The organism is Actinocrinis sp. (assembly GCF_035605935.1).
GTDB lineage: Bacteria > Actinomycetota > Actinomycetes > Streptomycetales > Catenulisporaceae > Actinocrinis.
In genome coordinates this window covers 1-20106 of sequence record NZ_DATNGK010000237.1, presented here as the reverse complement: position 1 = coordinate 20106, position 20106 = coordinate 1, and the positions used below count along the sequence as shown (strand labels likewise).

General features: G+C 67.3%; 14 protein-coding genes. 4 read left to right on the top strand and 10 right to left on the bottom strand.

The genetic code is table 11. The features are described 5' to 3' along the window. Positions 1 to 405: 405 nt before the first annotated feature. The 8 genes from VN779_RS19080 to VN779_RS19045 form a co-directional block, all read right to left on the bottom strand. Positions 406 to 1041, bottom strand: coding sequence for a hypothetical protein (locus VN779_RS19080; RefSeq protein WP_325725231.1), 636 nt, complete (start codon positions 1039 to 1041; stop codon positions 406 to 408). A 24-nt stretch (positions 1042 to 1065) separates the two neighbouring features. Continuing rightward, the gene (locus VN779_RS19075; protein ID WP_325725229.1) at positions 1066 to 3183 is read right to left on the bottom strand and encodes a beta-galactosidase; all 2118 of its coding nucleotides are present in this window, start codon (positions 3181 to 3183) and stop codon (positions 1066 to 1068) included. Between the two features lie 47 nt (positions 3184 to 3230). Then, positions 3231 to 4172, bottom strand: coding sequence for a carbohydrate ABC transporter permease (locus tag VN779_RS19070; protein WP_325725227.1), 942 nt, complete (start codon positions 4170 to 4172; stop codon positions 3231 to 3233). Further along, positions 4169 to 5059 (bottom strand): sugar ABC transporter permease, encoded by an 891-nt coding sequence (locus VN779_RS19065; protein WP_325725225.1) that lies wholly within the window; start codon positions 5057 to 5059, stop codon positions 4169 to 4171. Before VN779_RS19065 ends, VN779_RS19070 begins: the two co-directional genes overlap by 4 nt. Before the next feature lie 17 nt (positions 5060 to 5076). After that, positions 5077 to 6474: an extracellular solute-binding protein gene (locus VN779_RS19060; RefSeq protein ID WP_325725223.1), complete on the bottom strand. Its 1398-nt coding sequence runs from the start codon at positions 6472 to 6474 to the stop codon at positions 5077 to 5079. Positions 6475 to 6646: 172 nt separating this feature from the next. Then, on the bottom strand, positions 6647 to 7723 hold the full coding sequence (locus tag VN779_RS19055; protein WP_325725221.1) for a LacI family DNA-binding transcriptional regulator: 1077 nt from the start codon (positions 7721 to 7723) through the stop codon (positions 6647 to 6649). A 498-nt stretch (positions 7724 to 8221) separates the two neighbouring features. After that, positions 8222 to 9007, bottom strand: coding sequence for a FadR/GntR family transcriptional regulator (locus tag VN779_RS19050; protein ID WP_325725219.1), 786 nt, complete (start codon positions 9005 to 9007; stop codon positions 8222 to 8224). Between the two features lie 123 nt (positions 9008 to 9130). After that, on the bottom strand, positions 9131 to 11116 hold the full coding sequence (locus VN779_RS19045) for a cellulose binding domain-containing protein (protein WP_325725217.1): 1986 nt from the start codon (positions 11114 to 11116) through the stop codon (positions 9131 to 9133). A gap of 122 nt (positions 11117 to 11238) precedes the next feature. Here VN779_RS19045 and VN779_RS19040 point away from each other — a divergent pair, with 122 nt between their 5' ends. The 3 genes from VN779_RS19040 (at position 11239) to VN779_RS26690 (ending at position 16705) form a co-directional block, all read left to right on the top strand. Beyond that, entirely contained in the window at positions 11239 to 12255 is a 1017-nt protein-coding gene (locus tag VN779_RS19040) for a LacI family DNA-binding transcriptional regulator (RefSeq protein ID WP_325725215.1), read from the top strand. A gap of 478 nt (positions 12256 to 12733) precedes the next feature. Beyond that, complete coding sequence (locus VN779_RS19035; RefSeq protein WP_325725213.1) at positions 12734 to 14734, top strand: alpha-L-fucosidase; 2001 nt, start codon at positions 12734 to 12736, stop codon at positions 14732 to 14734. 498 nt (positions 14735 to 15232) lie between these two features. Beyond that, a complete protein-coding gene (locus VN779_RS26690; RefSeq protein WP_325725211.1) occupies positions 15233 to 16705 on the top strand; it encodes an arabinofuranosidase catalytic domain-containing protein in 1473 nt (490 codons plus the stop codon). Positions 16706 to 16816: 111 nt separating this feature from the next. Here the strand turns inward: VN779_RS26690 and VN779_RS19025 are convergent, their stop codons facing one another. After that, a complete protein-coding gene (locus VN779_RS19025) occupies positions 16817 to 18331 on the bottom strand; it encodes an alpha-N-arabinofuranosidase (RefSeq protein ID WP_325725209.1) in 1515 nt (504 codons plus the stop codon). 83 nt (positions 18332 to 18414) lie between these two features. Between VN779_RS19025 and VN779_RS19020 the strand changes: the two genes are divergently transcribed. Then, positions 18415 to 18777, top strand: coding sequence for a DUF1304 domain-containing protein (locus VN779_RS19020; RefSeq protein WP_325725207.1), 363 nt, complete (start codon positions 18415 to 18417; stop codon positions 18775 to 18777). Between the two features lie 60 nt (positions 18778 to 18837). On the opposite strand, the gene VN779_RS19015 is transcribed toward VN779_RS19020, so the two are convergent. Further along, on the bottom strand, positions 18838 to 20106 hold a 1269-nt coding region (locus VN779_RS19015), incomplete at its 5' end, for an arabinofuranosidase catalytic domain-containing protein (RefSeq protein WP_325725205.1).

The window sequence follows — 20106 nt, the reverse complement described above, 5'->3', positions numbered from 1 at the left end:
CGTCGATCAGGTCGGTGCGGGAGTGGTCGTCGGTAATGTGCATGGTGGGCCCCGGAAAAAGGTAAGTGGAATGGTTTCCCTATCTCTATTTTCTGGGGTTTCGGGGTTGTATGGCGGGTGTTTTCGGTGTTTCACCCGTTTGCGCATGGCCAGGTGAAAAACCTGTGCACGCGTGTCCCGCGTTACCCTCGTCCGCCGTCGGCGAAGCTATCGCGGGACTCCCAGCGCGCAAGGGCGTCTGCGGTCAAGCAAGGCTGTAAACGAGACTCGCCGCTCCCATCAAGCCGCGTAGCGGAGATGTCATCGCGGGGTTTTATTGGGGAAAAGCAGGACGGCGGGCGGCGGTAAGTGGGTGGGGAAAGGCGGGTTGTCCAGTTGAGCGGGACACGGGCCGCCGTCGACTCGTCAGCGCTCGGCGTCGCGGCCGAAGATCGAACCGAGCGCGGATGCTCCGCCTCGTTCGTCATGGTCGCGGCCCGCGTCATCGGCTAGCAACGTCCAGGCATCCACCGCGTTGAGGGCGATGCGCCACACGCCGGAAGACTCGCCGCGCAGGTGCGCGTATCCGCCGGACGACTTATCCAGGTCCTTGCCGTCAGAGCCACCCACTGCTTCCGCGCCCAGAGCGCCGAGCAGCGCGCCGCCAGACGCCAGCTGCGCGAAATACGCTTCCTGAGATATCAGTTCGCCGCGCAGTTGTGTGCCCCGCACGCTGACCGCGACTGGCACTGTCGCCGCCGACGTCTGCTCCACTGCGTGTAGGAGACGCTCCAGCACCGGATCCGCATGCCGCTTGGCCATTTCGCGCACCTCCAGAGTCCGCTGGTTGACACCCGCAGGTTTGCCGGTGGTCAAGAACGGATGTCCGTTCCCGCCGCCGGCAAACCGGCATACGTGCCGCTGGTCAGGGTTGAATCCAGTGCTCGTGATCGGCGTGAAGATGGTCTGCACGCCGCTGGTCTCGGCTTGCGCGGACCCGGGGAGCGCCAGCAGCGCGGCAGCCGTGAGCGTTACGATGCGTTCTCCTGTCGAGTGGTACATGTCCCGGCGTTCGCGCCGGACGAATCAAGTGGTGAAGAACACGCGCACGTCCCAGGCGCCGAGGTTCAACGCCGCGCCCGCGGGGATCGAAGTCCCCTCTAGGGCATCGGTAAGGCGGAACGGAGCCTTCACGTTGGGCGGCAGCCAGCTCCAGTTGTGCACGATGTGCACGCGCCGCCCGTCCGGTGTGGTGCTGGTGGTGGCGGTGACCGTTGCTGGCAAGCCCGTCCATCCGCTGCGCGGGCTGGGAGCCAGCCACGCGGCCAGAGCCTGAGCCAGGCCACGTCCGGGAACGGTGCCCACGTAAGTGACGCGGCCTGCGCCGTGGCGGCGCGTGGTGACCGCAGGCCAGCGGCCGAAGTGCGGATGGTTGTACTCAGCCAGCACATCCGCGTCGTCGACGTTGAGCGCATCCACCCAACGGGTCGCGGTGGCGTTCGGCGGCAGATTCAGCGGGCTGCCAGCCGACGCGCGCAGCGGGATGTCGCGGGAGAGATTGCTGAATTCGTCGTAGCTGACGCCCGCGGCCGCCGCCAGGCGTCCGGGAGCGGGTTCGTATCGCGCACGGGCCTCAAGATCGGCGTATCCGGTGCGCGGCCCGATCACGAGATGACCGCCCGCCTGCGCGTACTGCGCGAACCAGTCGAGAGTCGTGTCGTCGGCGAGGTAGAACCCCGGGACGACGAGCACGGGATGGCGCTGCGCCGCGACCTCAGGCGCGACACCCTCGCGTTCTCCGCGCGGATCGTGCAGCTGACGGGCGTGCACGATCCGCACCTGGCGGCCGGCGTCGAACGCGCCCCGGTAGAAGGGGTCGAAGATGCGGTGGTACGCGGCGGGATCGGGGCCGCCGTCCGGGGTGCTGAGCGGCGGGTATTTCTGCATCAGCCACTTGCTCGGCGTCGAGTACATCATGGTGATGTCCGCGTCGGGTTCGAGCCCGGCGACCAGCTCTCCGGCGGTGTCGAACTCGGCTCCGAGCCTGGCCAGCTCGCGGTAGGTACGGCCGGGGCGCTCGCTGTGCGGCAGGATTCCGCCCCAGTAGGTCTCCGCGCCGAAGTGCAGCGAGTGCCAGTGCCAATACTCGATCATCCGTGCGCCGCGGCCCACCAGCGCCCAGGCGGCCTGGCGCCACTGCCCGTCGAAGGCCGGCCGGTTGTCCCAGTGCGTGCCGATGCTGCTCGCGTTGGTCTCGGTGACTAGAAACGGCTCCTGGCGCGAGGAGAACATCCAGTCAGCTGTCTGATACAGCGCCCATACGCCGCTGGTCTTCCACTTCTGCTCCACGTGGTCGCCGTGGGTGTCGGGCAGCGCGAGGCCGTCCTGCATGTCGTAGTACGGATTGCCCGTGGCGACATCGAGCGCGTCGGTCAGTTCGTCGTCCTCCACGGCCGGCCGGGTGTACGAGATGCAGGTGGTGACGAACTGCTCAGGCCGGGCGAATTCGCGCACGATATCGGCCTGCCAGGCGATGAACTGCGTGGTCTGTTTCGCCTGGAACGCCCGCCAGGCCACGTCGTACTGCGGCTGCGCGTTGCCGTCCGGGGTCCACAGGTCGGCCCAGGTGGACAGGCGGTGCGACCAGTAGACCAGGCCCCAGGCCCGATTGAGGCTTTCGACGTCCCCGTACTCGTCGCGCAAGTGGTCGACGAAGCGCTGGAAGACGCCGTGGTTGTGCAGGAGTTCGAGCCCGGGTTCGTTGTCCACCTGGAAGCCGATGACCGCGGGGTGTGTGGCGTACCTGGCCAGGATCTTGCGGATGATCCGCTCGGCGTGGAAGCGGAAGGCCGGGTGGGTGAAGTCCACCTCCTGGCGCGCGCCCCAGCCGATGCGCTCCCCAGTGGACCGCTCCCCTGTTATCTCAGGGTACTGCCGCGCCAGCCACGGCGGCACCGCGTAGGTCGGCGTGCCGAGGATGACCGAGATCCCGCGTTCGTGCGCGCCGTCCAGCACCGGCTGCAACCAGTCCAGGTCGAACCGGCCGTTCTGCGGCTCCCAGGTCGACCAGACCGACTCGCCGACCCGGATCACCGTGAACTTGGCGTCCGCCATCAGGTCCAGGTCAGTTTTGAGCCGCTCATAGGGCTGGTACTCGTGATAGTAAGCGGCGCCGAACAGGACGCGGGCGGGCAGGACCGCCATGCGGGGACCTCCGTACGGGTTCGTGGTGCGGGTGGGACTGGTGGCGGTCACTGCTTGACGGCGCCGGTGGCCAGGCCGCTCTGCCAGTAGCGCTGCAACAGCAGAAAGGCCACCACCAGCGGGATGATCGAGAGCAGCGAGCCGGTCACCACCAGCGGGAGCATGGTGCTGCTCGACCCGGCCCCACCGTTCTGCGCCTGCGCCGCCCAGGAGGAAAGACCCACCGTGACTGGGTACAGCCGTGGGTTGTTGAGCATGATCAGCGGCAGGAAGTAGTTGTTCCAGGTGGAGACGAGGGTGAATAGCAGCACGGTGACCAGGCCGGGGCCGAGCAGTCGCAGCGCGATGGTGAAGAAGATCCGCGCCTCCCCCGCCCCGTCGATGCGCGCCGCCTCGATCAGGCTGTCCGGCACCGCGTCCTGGGTGTAGATGCGCATCAGGTACAGCCCGAACGGGTTGATCAGCGAGGGCAGGATGACGGCCCACGGCGTGTCGACCAGGTGCACCTGCGCGAACAGCAGGTAGGTCGGAATCGCCAGCGCGGTCGCCGGAACCATGATGGTGCCGACCACCAGCCCGAACGCGGCGCCGTGGCCACGGAAGCGGTACTTGGCGAATCCGTACCCTGCGGCGGCGGCGAGGAAGGCCGCGCCGACGGCGCTGACCCCGGCGTACATGACCGTGTTGAGCAGCCATTGGACGAAAACGCCGTTGTCCTGGGTCAGAGTGTCGTGGATGTTGCCGAGTAGCTGCGGCGCGTGTGAGAACCAGAGCCCGAAGGTGTTGATCAGGTCCTGGGTGCTCTTGGTCGAGGAGACGACGAGCCAGAGGAGCGGCACCAGGAAGTACGCGAGTGCCGCGAGCATCGCGATCGTCAGCGGGGTGCTGCGCCGGTCGAGCCGGTTGCGGCGGCTTCCGGTCAGTCGGGTGCGCGGGCGGGAGGGCGCGTCCGCGCGGGGCGTCGCGGAGGTCGGGGTTGTGGTGGTCATGCGTTCCTCCGGCGGTTCGCGACGTACAGGAACACGTAGGAGACGATCACGATGACCAGCCCGAGTAGGAACGAGACCGCGGCCGCGTAGTTGACCTGCTGGCCGGTGAAGGCGAGGTTGTAGGCGTACAGGTTCGCGGTGTATCCGCTGTCGATGACGTCCGGCGCGATCTGCTGAAGCAGCTTCGGCTCGTTGAACAGCTGGAAGCTGCCGATCACCGAGAACAGCAGGGTGAGGGTGAGCGCGGGCCGCAGCGCCGGCAGTTTGATCGCGCGGGCGATCCGCCAGGGCCCGGCACCGTCCACGGCGGCCGCCTCGTACAGCTCGCGCGGGATCGTCTGCAGCGCGGCGTAGAGGATGATCATGTTGTAGCCGACGAACTCCCAAGTCACGATGTTCGCCAGGCTGCCGAGCATCCAGGAGTTGCCGAGGAAGTTCGGGGTCGAGACGTGGAAGTGCCGGCCCAGCTGGGCGATCGGGCCGAAGTTGGGTCCGTACAGGTAGCCCCACATCAGCGCCGCCACCACGCTCGGTACCGCATAGGGCACGAAGATCCCGAGCCTGATCACCTTGGCCAGCCGTAGCAGACCGCTGTCCAGGGCAAGCGCGAACAGCAACGCCAGCAGCAGCATCAGCGGCACCTGGATCAGGAAGAACAGCGCCACACGCCCGACGCCGTGCAGCAGCAGCGGGTCTTTCAGCGCGTTGACGTAGTTCTGCAGGCCCACGAAGGTGGTGCCGCCGACCAGCTTGTGCTGAAACAGGCTCAGGTACGCGGCGTAGCCGAGCGGGGTGAGGAAGAGCAGCAGGAAGAGCGCCAGGAACGGGGCGACGAACAGCGGCCCTGCAGCGCCGGTCCCTTGAGGGTCCGTGTTCTGGGCAGACATCGGTGTCCTTAGAAGGCTCAGGAGCCCTGGACGGTGAAGCCCTGGCCCTTGGCGTAGCTGACGATGCGCGACTGCCACTGCGCGAGCGAACCGACCACATCGCCCTTGCTGGACAGCGCCTTGCTGACCGTGTCGGTGAAGTCGGTGACCACCTGGTCTAGGAACGGCGGCCACTGGAACGAGGTGTTGACGGTCTGGCTGACGTCCGCGAAGACCTGGTTGACCTGCTGGCCGCCGTAGAACGCGGGTGTGGCGCCGACAAAGCTCTGGTCGGCCAGCAGCGTCTTGGTGGCCGGGAAGAAGAACTGCTTGGTGGCGAAAAGCTTCGCGCTGTCCGGATCGCTGTTGAGGAACTGCGCGAACTGCGCCGCCGCGATCGGGTTCTTGGTCGACTTGATCACCGCGGTGGTCGAGCCGCCCCAGTTCCCGGAGGCGGGAGCCGAGGCATCCCACTGCGGCAGCGGGGCCGCACGCCACTTGCCGGAGGTAGAGGCGGCCGAGCCGGACAGGAACGCGGGTCCCCAGGCGGCGGTCAGCCAGGTAGCGTACGTGCCCTTATTCAGTCCGGCGTACCAGGAGTCGGTGAAGTCGGGCTCGACGCCGACGACGCCTTCCTTGGCCAGTGCGCCCCAGTACGCGCCCAGCTTCTGCGAGATCTGGTCGTCGACATTGATGGCGACGGTGCTCTTGCCGGTGACCGTGTACGGCTTCGCGTTGGCCTGCCACAGCAGGCCGTGCCAGGCCGCGGCCTGGTTCGCGGCGAAGTTGGTCAGGTAGACGTTCGGGTCGGCGGCGTGCAGCTTGCGCGCCGCGGCGGCGAAGTCGTCCCAGGTCTTGGGTACCGCGATGCCGTACTTGTCGAAGATGTCCTTGCGGTACAACATGCCCATCGGGCCGGTGTCCTGCGGGATCGCGAACACCTCGCCGTTCGGGCCGCTGACTTGGCTCCAAGTCCAGTCCACAAACTTGCTCTTGAGCGCGGACGCGCCGTGCGGGCGCAGGTCGAGCAGGCTTTCGGTGATGGTGAACGTCGGGACGTACTGGTACTCGATCTGGCACAGGTCCGGCGCTCCGCTGCCGGCTTGCAGGGCGGTGCGCAGCTTCGTGTACTGCGGCGTGCCCTGACCCGCGTTGACGACGTTGACCTTGATCGCCGGGTACTTCGCCTCGAACAGCGCCACCTCGGACTGGATGTTCGGCACCCAGGTCCAGAAGGTCAGCGTCGTGGGCGTGGCCATCGCCTTGTCGATGTCGGCCTGGCTGACCGCGGCGCCGCCGGCGGAACCGGATCCGCCGCTGCCCCCGCTGCTGTTGCTACACGCGGCCAGCGCCGCGCTGAGGGAGACGGCGCCGGTGACGCCGAGGAAACGGCGACGGCTCATCGGTGACTCGATGCCGAAGGGGGATTTGGACATGGGTGGACTCCCGCCATTGGGAAGGTGAGGGTGACGCGCGCCGAGCGAGGCGTGCGGGAAAGACACGTGTGTGGTCTGAGACGAAACAGGGCTATGGATGCGAACAGGACCCGCGCGGCCTGTTTCGCGGTCGGCGGCAGACGGCTGTCGGCGGGCTGGCCCGCGAGCGCCGTCAGGCCTGGTAGCTGGTGGTGCTGCCCGACGGTTCCCGGGGTTTTCCGGGAGGCGGGCTGGTCGAGGCTCGCACGATCAGCTCGACCGGCGGGTCGATCGCCGGGGAAGGCTGCGCGAGCGGGTGCTCGATGGCGTGCACGAGCATTTCGAGTCCCTCTCTGGCCACGGCGTCGAAAGGCTGGCGCACCGTGGTCAAGGGAGGCGTTATGTACGCGGCGACCGGAACGTCGTCGAAGCCGACCACGCTTACCTCATCGGGTACGCGCCTGCCGGCCTCTGTCAGCGCTCTTATGAGGCCGATCGCCATGTCGTCGTTGGCTGCGAACACCGCGGTCAGCGCGGGGTTGGCGGCCAAGTCGCGACCTGCCGAGTAACCGGACGCGGCCGACCAATCGCCTTCGACGACCGGTGGCTGCGGCCTGCCTCGCGCCGCCAGCGCCGTGCGCCAGCCCGCGAGCCGGTCGCGCGCGGCGTACCAGCGCTGTGGACCGGCCAGGTGGTGCACGGTGTGGTGGCCGAGGTCCAGCAGGTGGTCGGTGGCCGCGCTGGCCAGCACGCCGGCGCCGACGCCCGCGGTGACGACGTGTGGCGCGGCGAACGGCGCGGGCGCGCCGATGACCAGTACCGGCACGTCGACGCGAACCGGAACCTCGCCCTCGTCGATGGGCTCGGATATGACGATGCCGTCCACGCCCTGTTCGAGCAGTGACTCGACAGCGCCGGCGATCCCGGCCGTGTCGCCTTCCATCGTGTTCACCACGCGCAGTGCGTACCCGGTGTCCCGTACCGCGCGCTCGACTCCCATGAGCAGCGAGGCCGGTCCGAACAGGGCGGTCCCGAGGGTGACCACGCCGATCGAGCGCGTCCGTCCCGAGGCCAGCGCGCGCGCGGCGCTGTTGAGCCGGTAGCCGAGTTGCTCAGCCGCTTCGAGCACACGCCTGCGCACTTCGTCGGAGACGTACGGTTCGTCGTTGAGCACGCGCGAGACCGTCTTCTGCGACACGCCGGCCACTTTGGCGACGTCCACGCTGCGCGGAAGCGCTGAGCTCACGCTCTGTCGCGCCGCACCGCTCATGGCGTCCCCTCCGTCGTTAGTTCGCTGCATCGTAGCGAGCCCGGGTTCTGACTACGCAGTCAGACTACGCAGTCATACAAAGGTCGTCAAGACCTTGGAACGCAGCTGAAATCTGGATGGCGGCTCGGCGCCGGCCGGCTTCCCGAGCGGCTATTGATGGGATCTCTTGACCGAGACAGGGTTTGTTTATGGGATCGCGTCGGTGTAACTTTCACACGCAATCGGCCGCATACTGTGCGTGTCGAGGATCGTCGAACTCTGTCGAACTGTGGCATTGGCCAGGGTAGTGAGGGCAGCCGCGCTCGGGACAGTGCGCTGGAGCGATCACCCTGGCTCTTGAGCTTTCGCGATGCGCTTGGCAGATTCACCCATCGATGCGGCACAGCTCGGGCAAGCACATCCCATGACGCTTCGCGAGAAGCGGGGATGCGCCATAGACCGCCCCACGTGGTTCGGCGAAGCATGGGTCGCCAAAACCGGGTGAGGCCGGCGGCCGCGTCAGTCAGCCGTCACTGACTGACGCGGCCGCCCTTGTGTCTCGACGTCAGCATCCTCGATATCAAGCTCGGCGCCGGCCACGTCGGCCAGGGCATCGGCCTCGGTGTCTTCGATCAGATACTTGCGCAGCCACTTCTCAGTCGTACTCACGTGCATAAGTGCCGCGGCGTGCGCCAATGCGGCGTCGCCGGTAGCGAGCGCCTGGTAGATCGCCTCATGCTCGGCCAGGGTGCGCTCCGCCGCTTTGCCGTCCACCATGCCGCGCCATACCCGGGCCCGCACGGTCCTGCTGGAGATGCCCTCCAGCAGGCTGGCCAGGGTGGCGTTGCCGGTCGCGGTGATGACCGCCCGGTGGAACGCGGCGTCGTGCCGGTTCAGCAGTTCCACGTCGTCCTGCGCCTCGCGCATCGCAGCGAGATGGCCCTCCACCTCCGCTAGTTCGCCAGCGGAGATGCGGCTGGCTGCCAGCCCGGTGGCCACCGGTTCGAACAGTCGGCGCACCTCGTTCAGCTCGAGCAGCGTGTCGCCGCGCAGCAGCTCGATCGCGGATCCGAGGCCTTCCAGCAGAACGCTGGGTTCCAGGCTGGTCACGTAGGTGCCGTCGCCGCGCCGGATCTCCAGCACCCGGGCGAGCACCAGTGCCTTGACCGCCTCGCGGGTGAGGTTGCGGGAGATGCCCAGCTGCGCGGAAAGCCGCGGCTCTGACGGTAACCGGGAGCCAGCCGGCAGCTCTCCCGACTGGATCAGTTCCCGAATACGGTCGATCGCCTTATCGGTCAGTGACATGTCTCGGCCTCATTCGGTGACCTGGTGCTGCGGCGCGGGGTGGAAAACATCCTACGTCCGAGCACGGCGCGGCCGGCACCCGCGGGAAAGTCGGCGGGTGCCCGGCTTGGCGCGGTCAGTCGGTCAGTCGCATGCGCTCCCGTTGAGGGTGAAGGCGGTGGGGCTGGTGTCGTTGCTCGTCCAGGTGCCTTGGAAGCCGAACTGAACGTTGCCGCCGGGGGCGATGGCGGCGTTGTAGCTGGCATTCGTGGCGCTGATGGCTTGTCCGGACTGCGTGACGGTGGCATTCCAGGCGTTAGTGACCTTCTGGTCGCCGGGGAAGCTCCACTTGAGCGTCCAACCATTGATCGCGGCCGTGCCGGTGTTGGTGACCGTCACGTTCGCGGTGAACCCGCCGCCCCACTCGTTCTTCACGTACGAGACCTGACACGCCCCGCCGGTCGCCTCAGTGCTGATCGTCCACGTGAACGACGCGGAACCGGCGACCGGGTAGGTGTCCGTCGCCTCCACCGTCACGTTGAACGTCCCCGGGGTCGTCGGCGTGCCGGAGATCAGGCCCGACGGGGAGATCGACAACCCCGGGGGCAGACCGGTCGCGCTGTACACCAGCGTCTGGCCGGACGCCGAATCGGTGGCCTGGATCTGCAGCGGGCTGATCGGCCTGCCGACGGTCGTGGTCTGATTGCCGGGATTGGTCACCGTCACCGTGTGACCGCTCGTCGAGCCGTTCGGTGTCAGGTAGACGGCGAACGCGTCGTGCGAGGCCTGGAACGTCAACGGAACCGTGAGCGAGCCGCTCGACACGTTGACGGTCTGGTTGAGGACGACCTGCGGTGCGCTCAGCGGCGCCTGGTCCGGAATCCGCTCCACGGTCACATTCACCGAGTCATTGCTGTCGAGCCAGGCCTGAGTCGACACGCCGTTGAAGGTCACCGAAGCCGCGCCGGTGTACCCGTTCGCGTCGCCGATGATCGCCACAGCCCGCTTGTTCGCAGAGTCCTCAGCGGCGGAGATGGCCGTGCTGTTGACCTGACCGGAGGTGTTGACCAGCGTCCCGGTCATGTCGGCGTAGGCGCGGAAAGCCCACCAGTTGCCGGTCGGCTGCCAGCTGCCGCCGCTGTTGGTCAACAGGCCGGTCAGGTTCGGCGTCTCGCAGCAGGCCCAGTTGCCGCGCATCGCGTTCGTGTAGCCCGACTGCGCGAAGCGAGCGAGGTACCACGCGGACACACCGGCGGTCTGGCGGTCTGAGGGCTGGAACTCGTTGGCTGACAAGGGGATCCGCGCGATTCCGTTGGCGGACAGCGCGTTGTTGAGGGACTGCGACACCGCGACCGGGTCGTCGACATCACCCTCGTCGTGATTGGTGATCATGTCCGGCAGCGTCGCAGCGGCCTTGGTGTGCGCCAGCCAGGTCTGCCACTCCCCCGGGTTGCCTTGCGGGGTGAAGGCGAGCGACGGGCCGACGATCTGCGCACCAGGGGCGATGCGCCGGATCTCCCGATAGGCGGTGTCCCACATCTGGAAGTACTGCGTGGTGTTCATCCCGCGCGTCCAGAAGACGGAGATGTCCGGCTCGTTGTAGATGTCGTAGGCGAACTTCAGGCCCGACGCCTGCAACGCGCCCACGGTGGCGTCGATGAAGCTGACCCAGTTCGAGCAGTTGCCGTTGTCGCACGGATACGTCGTGTTCGAGGGCTGACCGCCGTCGTTGCCGTAGACGTCGCTGAGGATCACCTGGTACTGCGCGTGATACGGCGCCTGGGTGAACCGCTTGCCCTGCGCGATGATCTCGGCGACGTCCGCCTTCGTGTTCGACCCGTAGGAGTAGTTGTCACCGACCCAGCCGCGGGACGCGTGCCCGCCGCCTCGGTAGGCCGTCATGCCCAAAGGGAGGATGTATTGGTCGGCCGGCAGCGAGGCGTCCTGGTTGACGCCGTAGAGGAAGCCCTCCCCGACTCCGGTGGCCGGTGCCCCCGGCGAGCCTAGATCGACGGTGAGCGATTCCGTGCCGGCCGCGTGCCCTGGAGCCGCGGCGAGCAGTGGGAACAACAGCGCTATGGCTCCGCCGGCCGCCAGCGCGAGGCGGGCGGTCCCGATTCTCGTCCTCATCGATTCTCCTTCTCAGTCAAGCGCTGCGGCGCCCTCGGTGGGTACGGACGTGCGGCAGCGTTGTCAGTACGACATGGGATGACTACACTTCGGCGCGCACCAGTCGGCTGCAAGGGAGCCCGATGAACATCGGCGAGGTCGCCCGCTACTGCGGGGTGTCGCGCAGCACCGTCTCGTACGCGCTCAGCGGCAAGCGCACGATCTCCCCGGAGACCAGGGACCGTATCCTCGCCGCCATCGACGAGCTCGGATATCACCCGGCCACCGCGTCGCAGACGCTCAAGCGCTCGCGTACCGGCGCGGTCGCGCTGGTCATCCCGCCGGCTGGGGAGCAGCTGACTGCGATGCAGCTGGACTTCGTCGGCGCGATCATGGAAGCCGCCGCGCGGGCGGACCTGGACGTGCTGCTTTCCCCCTCCGGAGACGACCACGGCAGCTCGTTCGAGCGGATCGTGTCCGGTCAGCACCTTGACGGGGTCATCTTGGCGGAGATCCGGCTCGATGACCCGCGCGTCGAACGGCTGCGCCGGGCGCGAATACCGTTCGTGATGATCGGGCGCCCCACCCGACCGGACGCGATGTCCTGGGTCGATTTGGACACCGCAGCATTGGTCAGCCGGTGCGTCGATCACCTTGTCGAGCTTGGGCACCAGCACATCGCGCTGATCAACCGCTCGGTCAGCCTGGTGATGGCGGGCTACGGTCCGGCGCATCGCGCGCGCGAAGGTTTCAGCCGGGCGACCGCGCGGCACGGCGTCGAGGGCGTCGAGTTCTGCTGCGCTGACAACACCAGGGCCGGAGAGAGCTGCATCGACACGATCCTGCGGGCGTATCCGCAGGTCACCGGGATCGTGACGGTCAACGAGGCGGCGCTGCCAGGGATCGAGCGGGCGCTGGAGCGCGCCGGGCTTGAGGTGCCGCGCAGCCTGTCGATCACCGGGATCGTGGCGCGCAAGTGGGCCGAGCAGTTCCATCCCAGCCTCACCGCGATCGACGTGCCGGCCGCGGCCTTGGGCTCGGCCGCGGTGGATTTCCTGCGGGAGCGCATCGCGAAGCCGGGGACCGCGCCCGCGCACGTGCTGCTGGCGCCGCCGATCGATCTTCGGTGCAGCACCGGCCCGGTCGGCGCGCGTGCGTGACAGTGTTCCGCGTCACGAGACCTCCCGGGACTCGGATGGGTGCGTCGCGTATCGCTGTGAGCGCTAACATGCTCGGCCCCCGGCGGAGGCCGGTACGCGACTGGAGACAGTGCCTCACGGCATCCGGAGTGTCAAGGTTCTGGAAAAGTCTTCGCGGGCTGATGAGCGCACCGGGTGTTGAGCCACCAATTCCGCACACGCCGCCTCCGCGTGGCGATGAAGCGTCTTGGCGTATAGCGGCGTTCAGCTCCTGCCGAGGCATTCGACATTTGTCGCGCGTTCGACATCGCGCACCATTTCCCACCGCAAACGCAACTTTCAAATGCATCTTGACGAGCATTCTGGCGTTGGGTTACCTACTCATCACGGCCATAGCGAACCCACCGCCGCTTTCGTGCCGCGCCCGCGACAGTGCCTTTCGCGTGCGCATTCACCTGCCACCACGACCGCGCGTTGACGCGCGCGAAAGGTTTTTGCCATGTCTTCTTCGGATTCCTCGCCCTTCCAGATCAGCCGGCGCAAGCTGCTCGCCGCGGCCGGGGCTGCCACCGCCTTCGGCCTGGTGCGCTTCGCCCCCGACGCCGAGGCGAACGCCGGCCCGCAGAGCTATACCGCCGCCTGGTCCTCCGTCGACCAGCACCCCCCGGCACCGGCCTGGTTCCAGGACGCCAAGTTCGGCATCTACTACCACTGGGGCGTCTTCAGCGTTCCCGCGTATGACAACGAGTGGTACCCGCGCAACATGTACATCAGCGGGTCGGCCGCGAACCAGCACCACATCGCCACCTACGGCGACCCGTCGGTGTGGCCGTACCAGAACTTCATCGACGGCGCGCGGGACAAGGCCGGCAACTTCGTGCAGTTCGCACCCAAGCTGACCAGCGCGGGCGGGAATTGGGATCCCAACGCGTGGGCGACGCTGTTCAAGAACGCCGGAGCGCGCTTCGCCGGTCCGGTCGCTGAGCACCACGACGGCTATTCGATGTGGAACAGCGCGTCCAATCCGTGGAACTCGGTCGCGCACGGCCCCAAGCTCGACCTGGTGGCGCAGCACGCACAGGCGATCCGCGGTCAGGGCCTGAAGTTTATGGCCTCCCTGCACCACGCCTACCACTTCAACGGCTACTACGACCACGTGCCCGCCCAGTCCGACCCGAATCTCAAGATCCTGTTCGGCCAGCAGGGCACTGCCGCCGAGAACCTGCTGTGGTACAACAAGCTGATCGAGGTCATCGACGGATACCAGCCGGACCTGATCTACCAGGACTTCGATCTCTCGCTCGTCGAGGAGAGCTACCGGCTGCAGTTCCTCGCGTACTACTACAACAAAGCCGTCGCGTGGAACAAGGACGTCGTCGCGACGTACAAGGACGGCTTCGACAACAAGGGCGAGGTCTTCGACTACGAGCGCGGCGGCCCCGGCGGTCTGCTGACCCCGTATTGGGAGACCGACGACGCGATCTCTTCCTCGTCCTGGTGCTACACGGTCGGGCTCGGCTACTACACGACGCAGGCGTTGCTGCACGCGCTGATCGACCGCGTTGCCAAGGGCGGCACGATGCTGCTGAACATCTCGCCGATGGCGGATGGGACGATCCCGTCGCAGCAGCAGACCATCCTGTTGGGTATGGGAGATTGGCTCGGCCGCTTCGGCGAGGCCATCTACGCCACCCGATCCTGGTCGTCATACGGCGAGGGACCGACGGCGATGGGCGGCGGCTCCTTCACCGGACCGCGCGCCGGCACGCCACAGGACATCCGCTTCACCCGCAGTCAGGACAACACGATCCTGTACGCCACCGCCCTTGGCTGGCAAGGCGGCACGATGACGGTCACCAGCCTCAACTCCAACCAGTTCAACATCAGCAGCCTGGTCTCCGCACAGCTGCTCGGCAACGCCGCGGGCAGCTACATCAACCTGCCCAAGCCCACCCAGGACAGCGGCGGCCTGCACTTCGCGATGCCCTCCTCCAGCGCGCCGTTCAGCGCGCTCGCGTACACGGTGAAGCTCACCTTCTCCGGCCAGATCCCCGCTCTGGGCAGCGGCACCGGCGGGGGCATCCCCACCGGTTGGACAAAGGTCGCGAACGTCACCAGCGGGCTCGTGCTGGACAGCGGCGGGAGCGTGGCATCGGGTTCGAACCTGAAGCAGTGGGGTTACAACGGCAGCACCAACCTGCAATGGCAGTTCATCAGCCTCGGCAACGGCTACTACCGCATCGTCAACAACACCAACGGCATGGTCGCCGACAGCTGGGGCAACACCGCCAACGGTGCGCCGGCCCGCCAGACGACGTGGAACGGCGGCAACAACCAGCAGTGGTCGCTCAACTCGGTAGGCAACGGCCGCTACCAGATCATCAACCGCGGCACGGGTACCGCGCTCGACGGCGCCGGCAGCACCACACAGGGCGCCACCACCGTGATGTGGACGCCGAACTCCAGCACCAACAATGAGTGGACCATCACAGCGGCCTGATCGCGTCGCAGGCTTCGGTTCACCGACGAGCGGCTCGGGGCATATCGCCCCGAGCCGCCGCTTTATTCAGCGATAATGACTTAGGCGAGTGCCACATTCGAACGTTCGATAGCAGCTGACGTTTTCAAACATCGCGACGCGTTTCCCCGGCACGCTCATGACCCGCTTCTGCGTTTGACGGCCGCGAGTCAGGTTCGTGAGAAAGTTTCGCGAACGGTCTCGCAACTCGCAACGGCCGGCATCTTCACCTGAGCCGGTGCGGCGCTGCTCAACGCCGGTGAAGCACTCGGCGTAAACGGACGACGCCAGTGGGCGTCAGGTTTTTCGGACCTTGCCGTTGCGGGCGATCGGCAACCTCTGCAAACTGCGCCTGTCGTCGTCCTCGCAGACCGTGTCGAATCGCGGTCACCGCGCCGCGGGCTTGCGGGCAACTCACTCGCGCCGATCCACGGCGGGCACTCGGCGACCCGAATGTTAGCGCTAACGCAGGAGGTTTCGATGCGCTCTCTCCGAAGGCGCGCGGCGGTCGCCACCGCCGTGGCCGCCGGATTGGTCACCATCGGCGGCACCTTGGTCGCGGTGACCGCGCAGGCGGCCACGAACGGCTGTTCGGTGTCTTATACGATCAGCTCGCAGTGGCCGGGTGGCTTCGGTGCAAACGTCGCCATCACCAATCTCGGCAGTGCGATCAGCAGCTGGAGCCTGAGCTGGTCGTTCGGTGCCGGGCAGAGCATCACGCAGCTGTGGAACGGTAGCTACACCCAGTCCGGCGCGAACGTGACCGTCACGAACGTGTCGTACAACGGATCCCTGGGCACCGGAGCGAGCACCAGCTTCGGGTTCAACGGCTCCTGGAACAACAGCTCCAATCCGATCCCGGCCTCGTTCAGCCTGAACGGCGTCGCGTGCACGGGCGTCGTCGGCACCGGCTCGCCGACCCCATCGCCGTCGAGCACGCCGAGTTCGTCGCCGTCCGCCTCGCCGTCGTCGTCTCCGTCCTCGTCGCCGACTCCCCCGCCGCCTGGCCAGGGCGTCTGTGACATCTTCGCGGCCGGCGGAACGCCGTGTGTGGCGGCGCACTCCACGACCCGCGCGCTGTATTCCGCGTACAGCGGCTCGCTGTACCAGGTGCGGCGTTCCTCGGACAACACGACGAAGAACATCGGCGTGGTCAGCGCGGGCGGAGTGGCGGACGCCGCTTCGCAGGACTCGTTCTGCGCCGGAACCTCGTGCGTGATCACGATCATCTACGACCAGTCCGGGCGCAACAACAACCTGACTCAGGCTCCGGCCGGCGGCGCGGCTGGCGGCCCGGACAACCTGGCCAACGCCACTGGTGCGCCGACCTCCCTCAATGGTCACAAGGCGTACGGCGTCTACATCCCGCCGGGCACCGGCTACCGGGACAACACCGCGACCGGCACCGCGACCGGCGACAACCCTGAGGGTGAATACGCCGTCTTCGATGGCACCCACTACAACGGCGGCTGCTGCTTCGACTACGGCAACGCCGAGAAGAACAGCAACGACGACGGCAACGGCACCATGGAAGCGATCTACTTCGGCAACATCCGGGTGTGGGGCTACGGATCCGGCAACGGCCCGTGGATCATGGCCGACCTGGAGAACGGCCTGTTCTCTGGCGTCAACCAGCACCTCAACAGCAACGACCCGACGATCACCGACCGCTACCTGACCGCCATGATCGACGGTGGACCCAACCATTGGGCCATCCTCGGCGGTAACGCGCAGTCCGGTTCGCTCTCCACGTTCTACGACGGCGTGCGGCCGAACGTCTCGGGCTACAACCCGATGCGCAAGCAGGGAGCCATCATCCTGGGCACCGGCGGTGACAACAGCAAGGGAGCGCAGGGCACCTTCTACGAGGGCGTCATGACCTCCGGCTACCCCTCCGCGTCGACCAACGCCGCAGTTCAGGCGAACATCGTCGCGGCCGGCTACGGCCGCTGAGCACCATCCGAGCCTGAAGGCTCACCCGCACAGATAGATCGGCGCCGCACCACTCCCGGGTGGTGCGGCGCCGACGTGTCTCGGTGTGTTGAGTCAGCGCTCTGACATCGGTCAGTCCGCCGATCCCAAGCGGATGACGTTCCAGGACAAGGGGGGCAGGGTCGCGCGCAGTACGCCATCGACAATCTCGGTGCCCTTAGCTGACTGCGGCGTGACGCGCTGCGGATCGGCGAGTGTGTTCTTCGCGTCCGGGTCGGCGTCGGTCAGCACCGAATGCTCCAGCACAGCGGTCAGCCCAAGTCCACGGAACTCGACTTGCAGCGGCAACGCCTCGGTCTGGCCGCGGTTGACCGCGAAGATCGTGACGTCGCCGGTCCCATCGTCGAGCACTGCGGTCGCGTGCAGCAGCGGCGCGGTTCCGTGTACCGAGGTGGAGTACGTCGGGCTGTCGGCGTGGACTTGCAGCACGCGTCCACGGCCGTAGCGGGAAGCCTGCGCGAAGGGATAGAAGGTGGTCTGCCGCCAGGCCGGACCACCTGGCTCGGTCATGATCGGCGCGATGACGTTGACCAGCTGCGCCAGGCAGGCGATCGCGACCCGGTCGGCGTGCCGCAGCAGCGAGATCAGCATCGAGCCGAAGACCACGGCGTCGGTGACCGAGTACACGTCCTCAAGCAGCCGCGGCGCTTCAGACCAGTCGCGCTCCCCCTCCGCGGAGGGCTTCGACATGTACCACACGTTCCACTCGTCGAAGGAGAGCTTGATCCGCTTTGCGGACTTCAGCCTCGCGCCGACGTGGTCGCAGGTGGCCACGACGCCCTCGATCAGCGCGTCCATGTCCACTGCCGAGGCGAGGAACGAGTCGCGATCGCCTTCGCGCTCCTCGTAGTAAGCGTGTACGGACACGTAGTTCGCCAGCTCGTAGGTGTGTGCCAGCACCTCGGCTTCCCACGCGCCGAAGGTGGGCATGCCGCGGCCCGAGCTGCCGCAGACCACGAACTCGGACTCCGGATCGACCATGCGCATCGCGTGCGCGGCCGACGCCGCGAGGCGTCCGTACTCCGTCGCGGTCTTGTGGCCGACCTGCCACGGGCCGTCCATCTCGTTGCCCAGCGCCCACAGCCGCACCCCGAACGGTGCCGCGTCGCCGTGCGCGATGCGCAGATCGGACAGAGCGGTGCCGGAAGGGTGGTTGGCGTACTCCATCACGTCGACCGCCTCGGCGACGCCGCGCGTGCCCAGATTGACCGCCAGCATCGGCTCACCGCCGGTCTTGCGCAGGTAACGCATGAACTCGGATAAGCCGAACCGGTTGGTCTCGATTGAGCGCCAGGCCAGGTCGAGTCGGCGCGGCCGCTGCTCGACCGGGCCGACGCCGTCCTCCCAACGGTACGCGGACACGAAGTTGCCGCCCGGATAACGCACCACGCTGACACCTAGCTCCCGGATCAGCTCCAGCACATCGGTGCGCAAGCCGTCCTCGTCCGCGGCCGGATGCTCAGGCTCGTAGACGCCGGTGTACACGCAGCGTCCCAGGTGCTCGATGAACGCGCCGAACAACCGGGGGTCGACCACCGCGACGTCGAACGCGGGATCGAGTACGAAGCGTGCGGGAGTGTGCTGCATGCTGCTCCAATCGGCTGCGCGGAGAGGCGAACAACAGGTTAATAACCCCGGCGGCGGCACCGCGAGCAGCTACGCTACGCCTCGTGATCACCGCCGCGAACATTCTGGTCGGCCTCATGGCCGCCCTGCACGCCTACATCCTGGTCCTGGAGATGTTCCTGTGGACCACCGATCGTGCGCGCGAGGCCTTCGGCACCACGCCCGAGTTCGCCGAAGAGACCCGCACCTTGGCCGCCAATCAGGGCCTTTACAACGGCTTCCTGGCGGCGGGCCTGATCTGGGGCCTGATCGCCTCGGACCCGACCGGGTTCGCGGCCAAGGTCTTCTTCCTCGGCTGCATCGCCGTGGCGGGCATCTACGGCGCGCTCACCGCGTCGCGCCGCATCCTGTTCGTGCAGACGGTGCCCGCGCTGGTGACCCTAGTTGTCGTCCTGCTCGCGCGATAAGGGCCCTAAGGCACCGCGGTCTGCGGTCCGCAGACCGCGGTGCCCGGTCCTGCCCGCCGGCTACTGGTATCCAGCAGCGGTGATGTTGGCCTGCACGGCGGCGTCGGTCGCGTCCGAGGGGTATCCGGCGACGATCGCGCCCTCGTAGAAAGTGCCGGCGCTCAGGTTGGTGTTGCGCGCGCAGCAGTCGCCGCCGCTGCCCAGGATGATGGCGCCCTGTTGCTTCATCGGGTCGTAGCCCGGCGGCAGGCTGCCGTTCCACAGCGTGGTCAGGCCACCGGACTGCGCGTTGCCGCCCTTCAGAGCCATCTGCGTGGTGCCGTTGTTCTTGAGCATCGCGGTGACGTACTTGTCCGGGAACGCCTGCTGGTTCGGGTTCCACTTGCTGCTGCCGCCGGGGAACAGGCCGTATTCGAGGTCTGCCTGCACCCACGGGCCGCTGCCGGTGCAGCCGCCGAACCAGCAGCTGGTACCGAAGTAGATGGCGTCCATCGCTCCGGCGCCGTCGGCACTGCGATCGGTTTCGCTGTTGCCGTAGTCGAAGCAGCAGCCGCTGTTCACGTGCGTGCCCGAGGTGACCATGTACGCACCCTGCGGCGCACTGCCGAGTGGCATGCCGGAGGCGGAGCCGTTGTGCCAATAGCTGTTGCCCGGGTTGATGTAGAGGTCATAGGCCTTGTGGCCGCCTGCCGTCAGGGTCTCGCGGGTCGCGCTCGACGGGGAATCGTTGCCACCCGCGCCGCCGGCACCCTGGTAGGCCACGTTGTTGCCGTGGCCGGACTGGTCATAGACGATCGTGATGACGCACGAGGTGCCTGCGCAGAACGAGTCCTGCGTCGCGGCGTTGGCGTACCCGCCGGCGGTCAGCACGCCGATGTCCTTCGTCGTGTTATCCGAGGAACGCCGCACCTGATAGAGCGCCCCGCTATACGCCCCGTAGAGCGCGCGAATCGTGCTGTGTGCCGCGACACACGGCGTGCCGCCCGCGGCGTAGATGTCACACGGGCCCCGCCCTGGCGGAGGCGGGGACGCCGACGCACTGGGCGATGAGGAAGGCGATGAACTCGGGGAGGAGGAAGGCGACAAGCTCGGTGTGCCCAGCGAGGTCGGCGATGCGGTCGGCGTCGGAGTACCGCTGCTCACGGTGCCGGTGCAGGTCGTCCCGTTGAGCGTGAACGACGCCGGGGTCGGGTTGGAGCTGCCATTCCAGGAGCCGTTGAACCCGAAGCTGGTGCTCGCTCCGGTACCCAGGGATCCGTTGTACGACACGTTCGTGACGGTCACGTTCGCGCCGGACTGGGTGTAGCTACCGTTCCACAGCTGCGTGAT

Excerpts from the sequence above, each read along its gene's own strand:
- VN779_RS19080 (WP_325725231.1), bottom strand. The coding sequence starts at position 1,041 with ATGTACCACTCGACAGGAGAACGCATCGTAACGCTCACGGCTGCCGCG.
- VN779_RS19075 (WP_325725229.1), bottom strand. The coding sequence starts at position 3,183 with ATGGCGGTCCTGCCCGCCCGCGTCCTGTTCGGCGCCGCTTACTATCAC.
- VN779_RS19070 (WP_325725227.1), bottom strand. The coding sequence starts at position 4,172 with ATGACCACCACAACCCCGACCTCCGCGACGCCCCGCGCGGACGCGCCC.
- VN779_RS19065 (WP_325725225.1), bottom strand. The coding sequence starts at position 5,059 with ATGTCTGCCCAGAACACGGACCCTCAAGGGACCGGCGCTGCAGGGCCG.
- VN779_RS19060 (WP_325725223.1), bottom strand. The coding sequence starts at position 6,474 with ATGTCCAAATCCCCCTTCGGCATCGAGTCACCGATGAGCCGTCGCCGT.
- VN779_RS19055 (WP_325725221.1), bottom strand. The coding sequence starts at position 7,723 with ATGAGCGGTGCGGCGCGACAGAGCGTGAGCTCAGCGCTTCCGCGCAGC.
- VN779_RS19050 (WP_325725219.1), bottom strand. The coding sequence starts at position 9,007 with ATGTCACTGACCGATAAGGCGATCGACCGTATTCGGGAACTGATCCAG.
- VN779_RS19045 (WP_325725217.1), bottom strand. The coding sequence starts at position 11,116 with ATGAGGACGAGAATCGGGACCGCCCGCCTCGCGCTGGCGGCCGGCGGA.
- VN779_RS19040 (WP_325725215.1), top strand. The coding sequence starts at position 11,239 with ATGAACATCGGCGAGGTCGCCCGCTACTGCGGGGTGTCGCGCAGCACC.
- VN779_RS19035 (WP_325725213.1), top strand. The coding sequence starts at position 12,734 with ATGTCTTCTTCGGATTCCTCGCCCTTCCAGATCAGCCGGCGCAAGCTG.
- VN779_RS26690 (WP_325725211.1), top strand. The coding sequence starts at position 15,233 with ATGCGCTCTCTCCGAAGGCGCGCGGCGGTCGCCACCGCCGTGGCCGCC.
- VN779_RS19025 (WP_325725209.1), bottom strand. The coding sequence starts at position 18,331 with ATGCAGCACACTCCCGCACGCTTCGTACTCGATCCCGCGTTCGACGTC.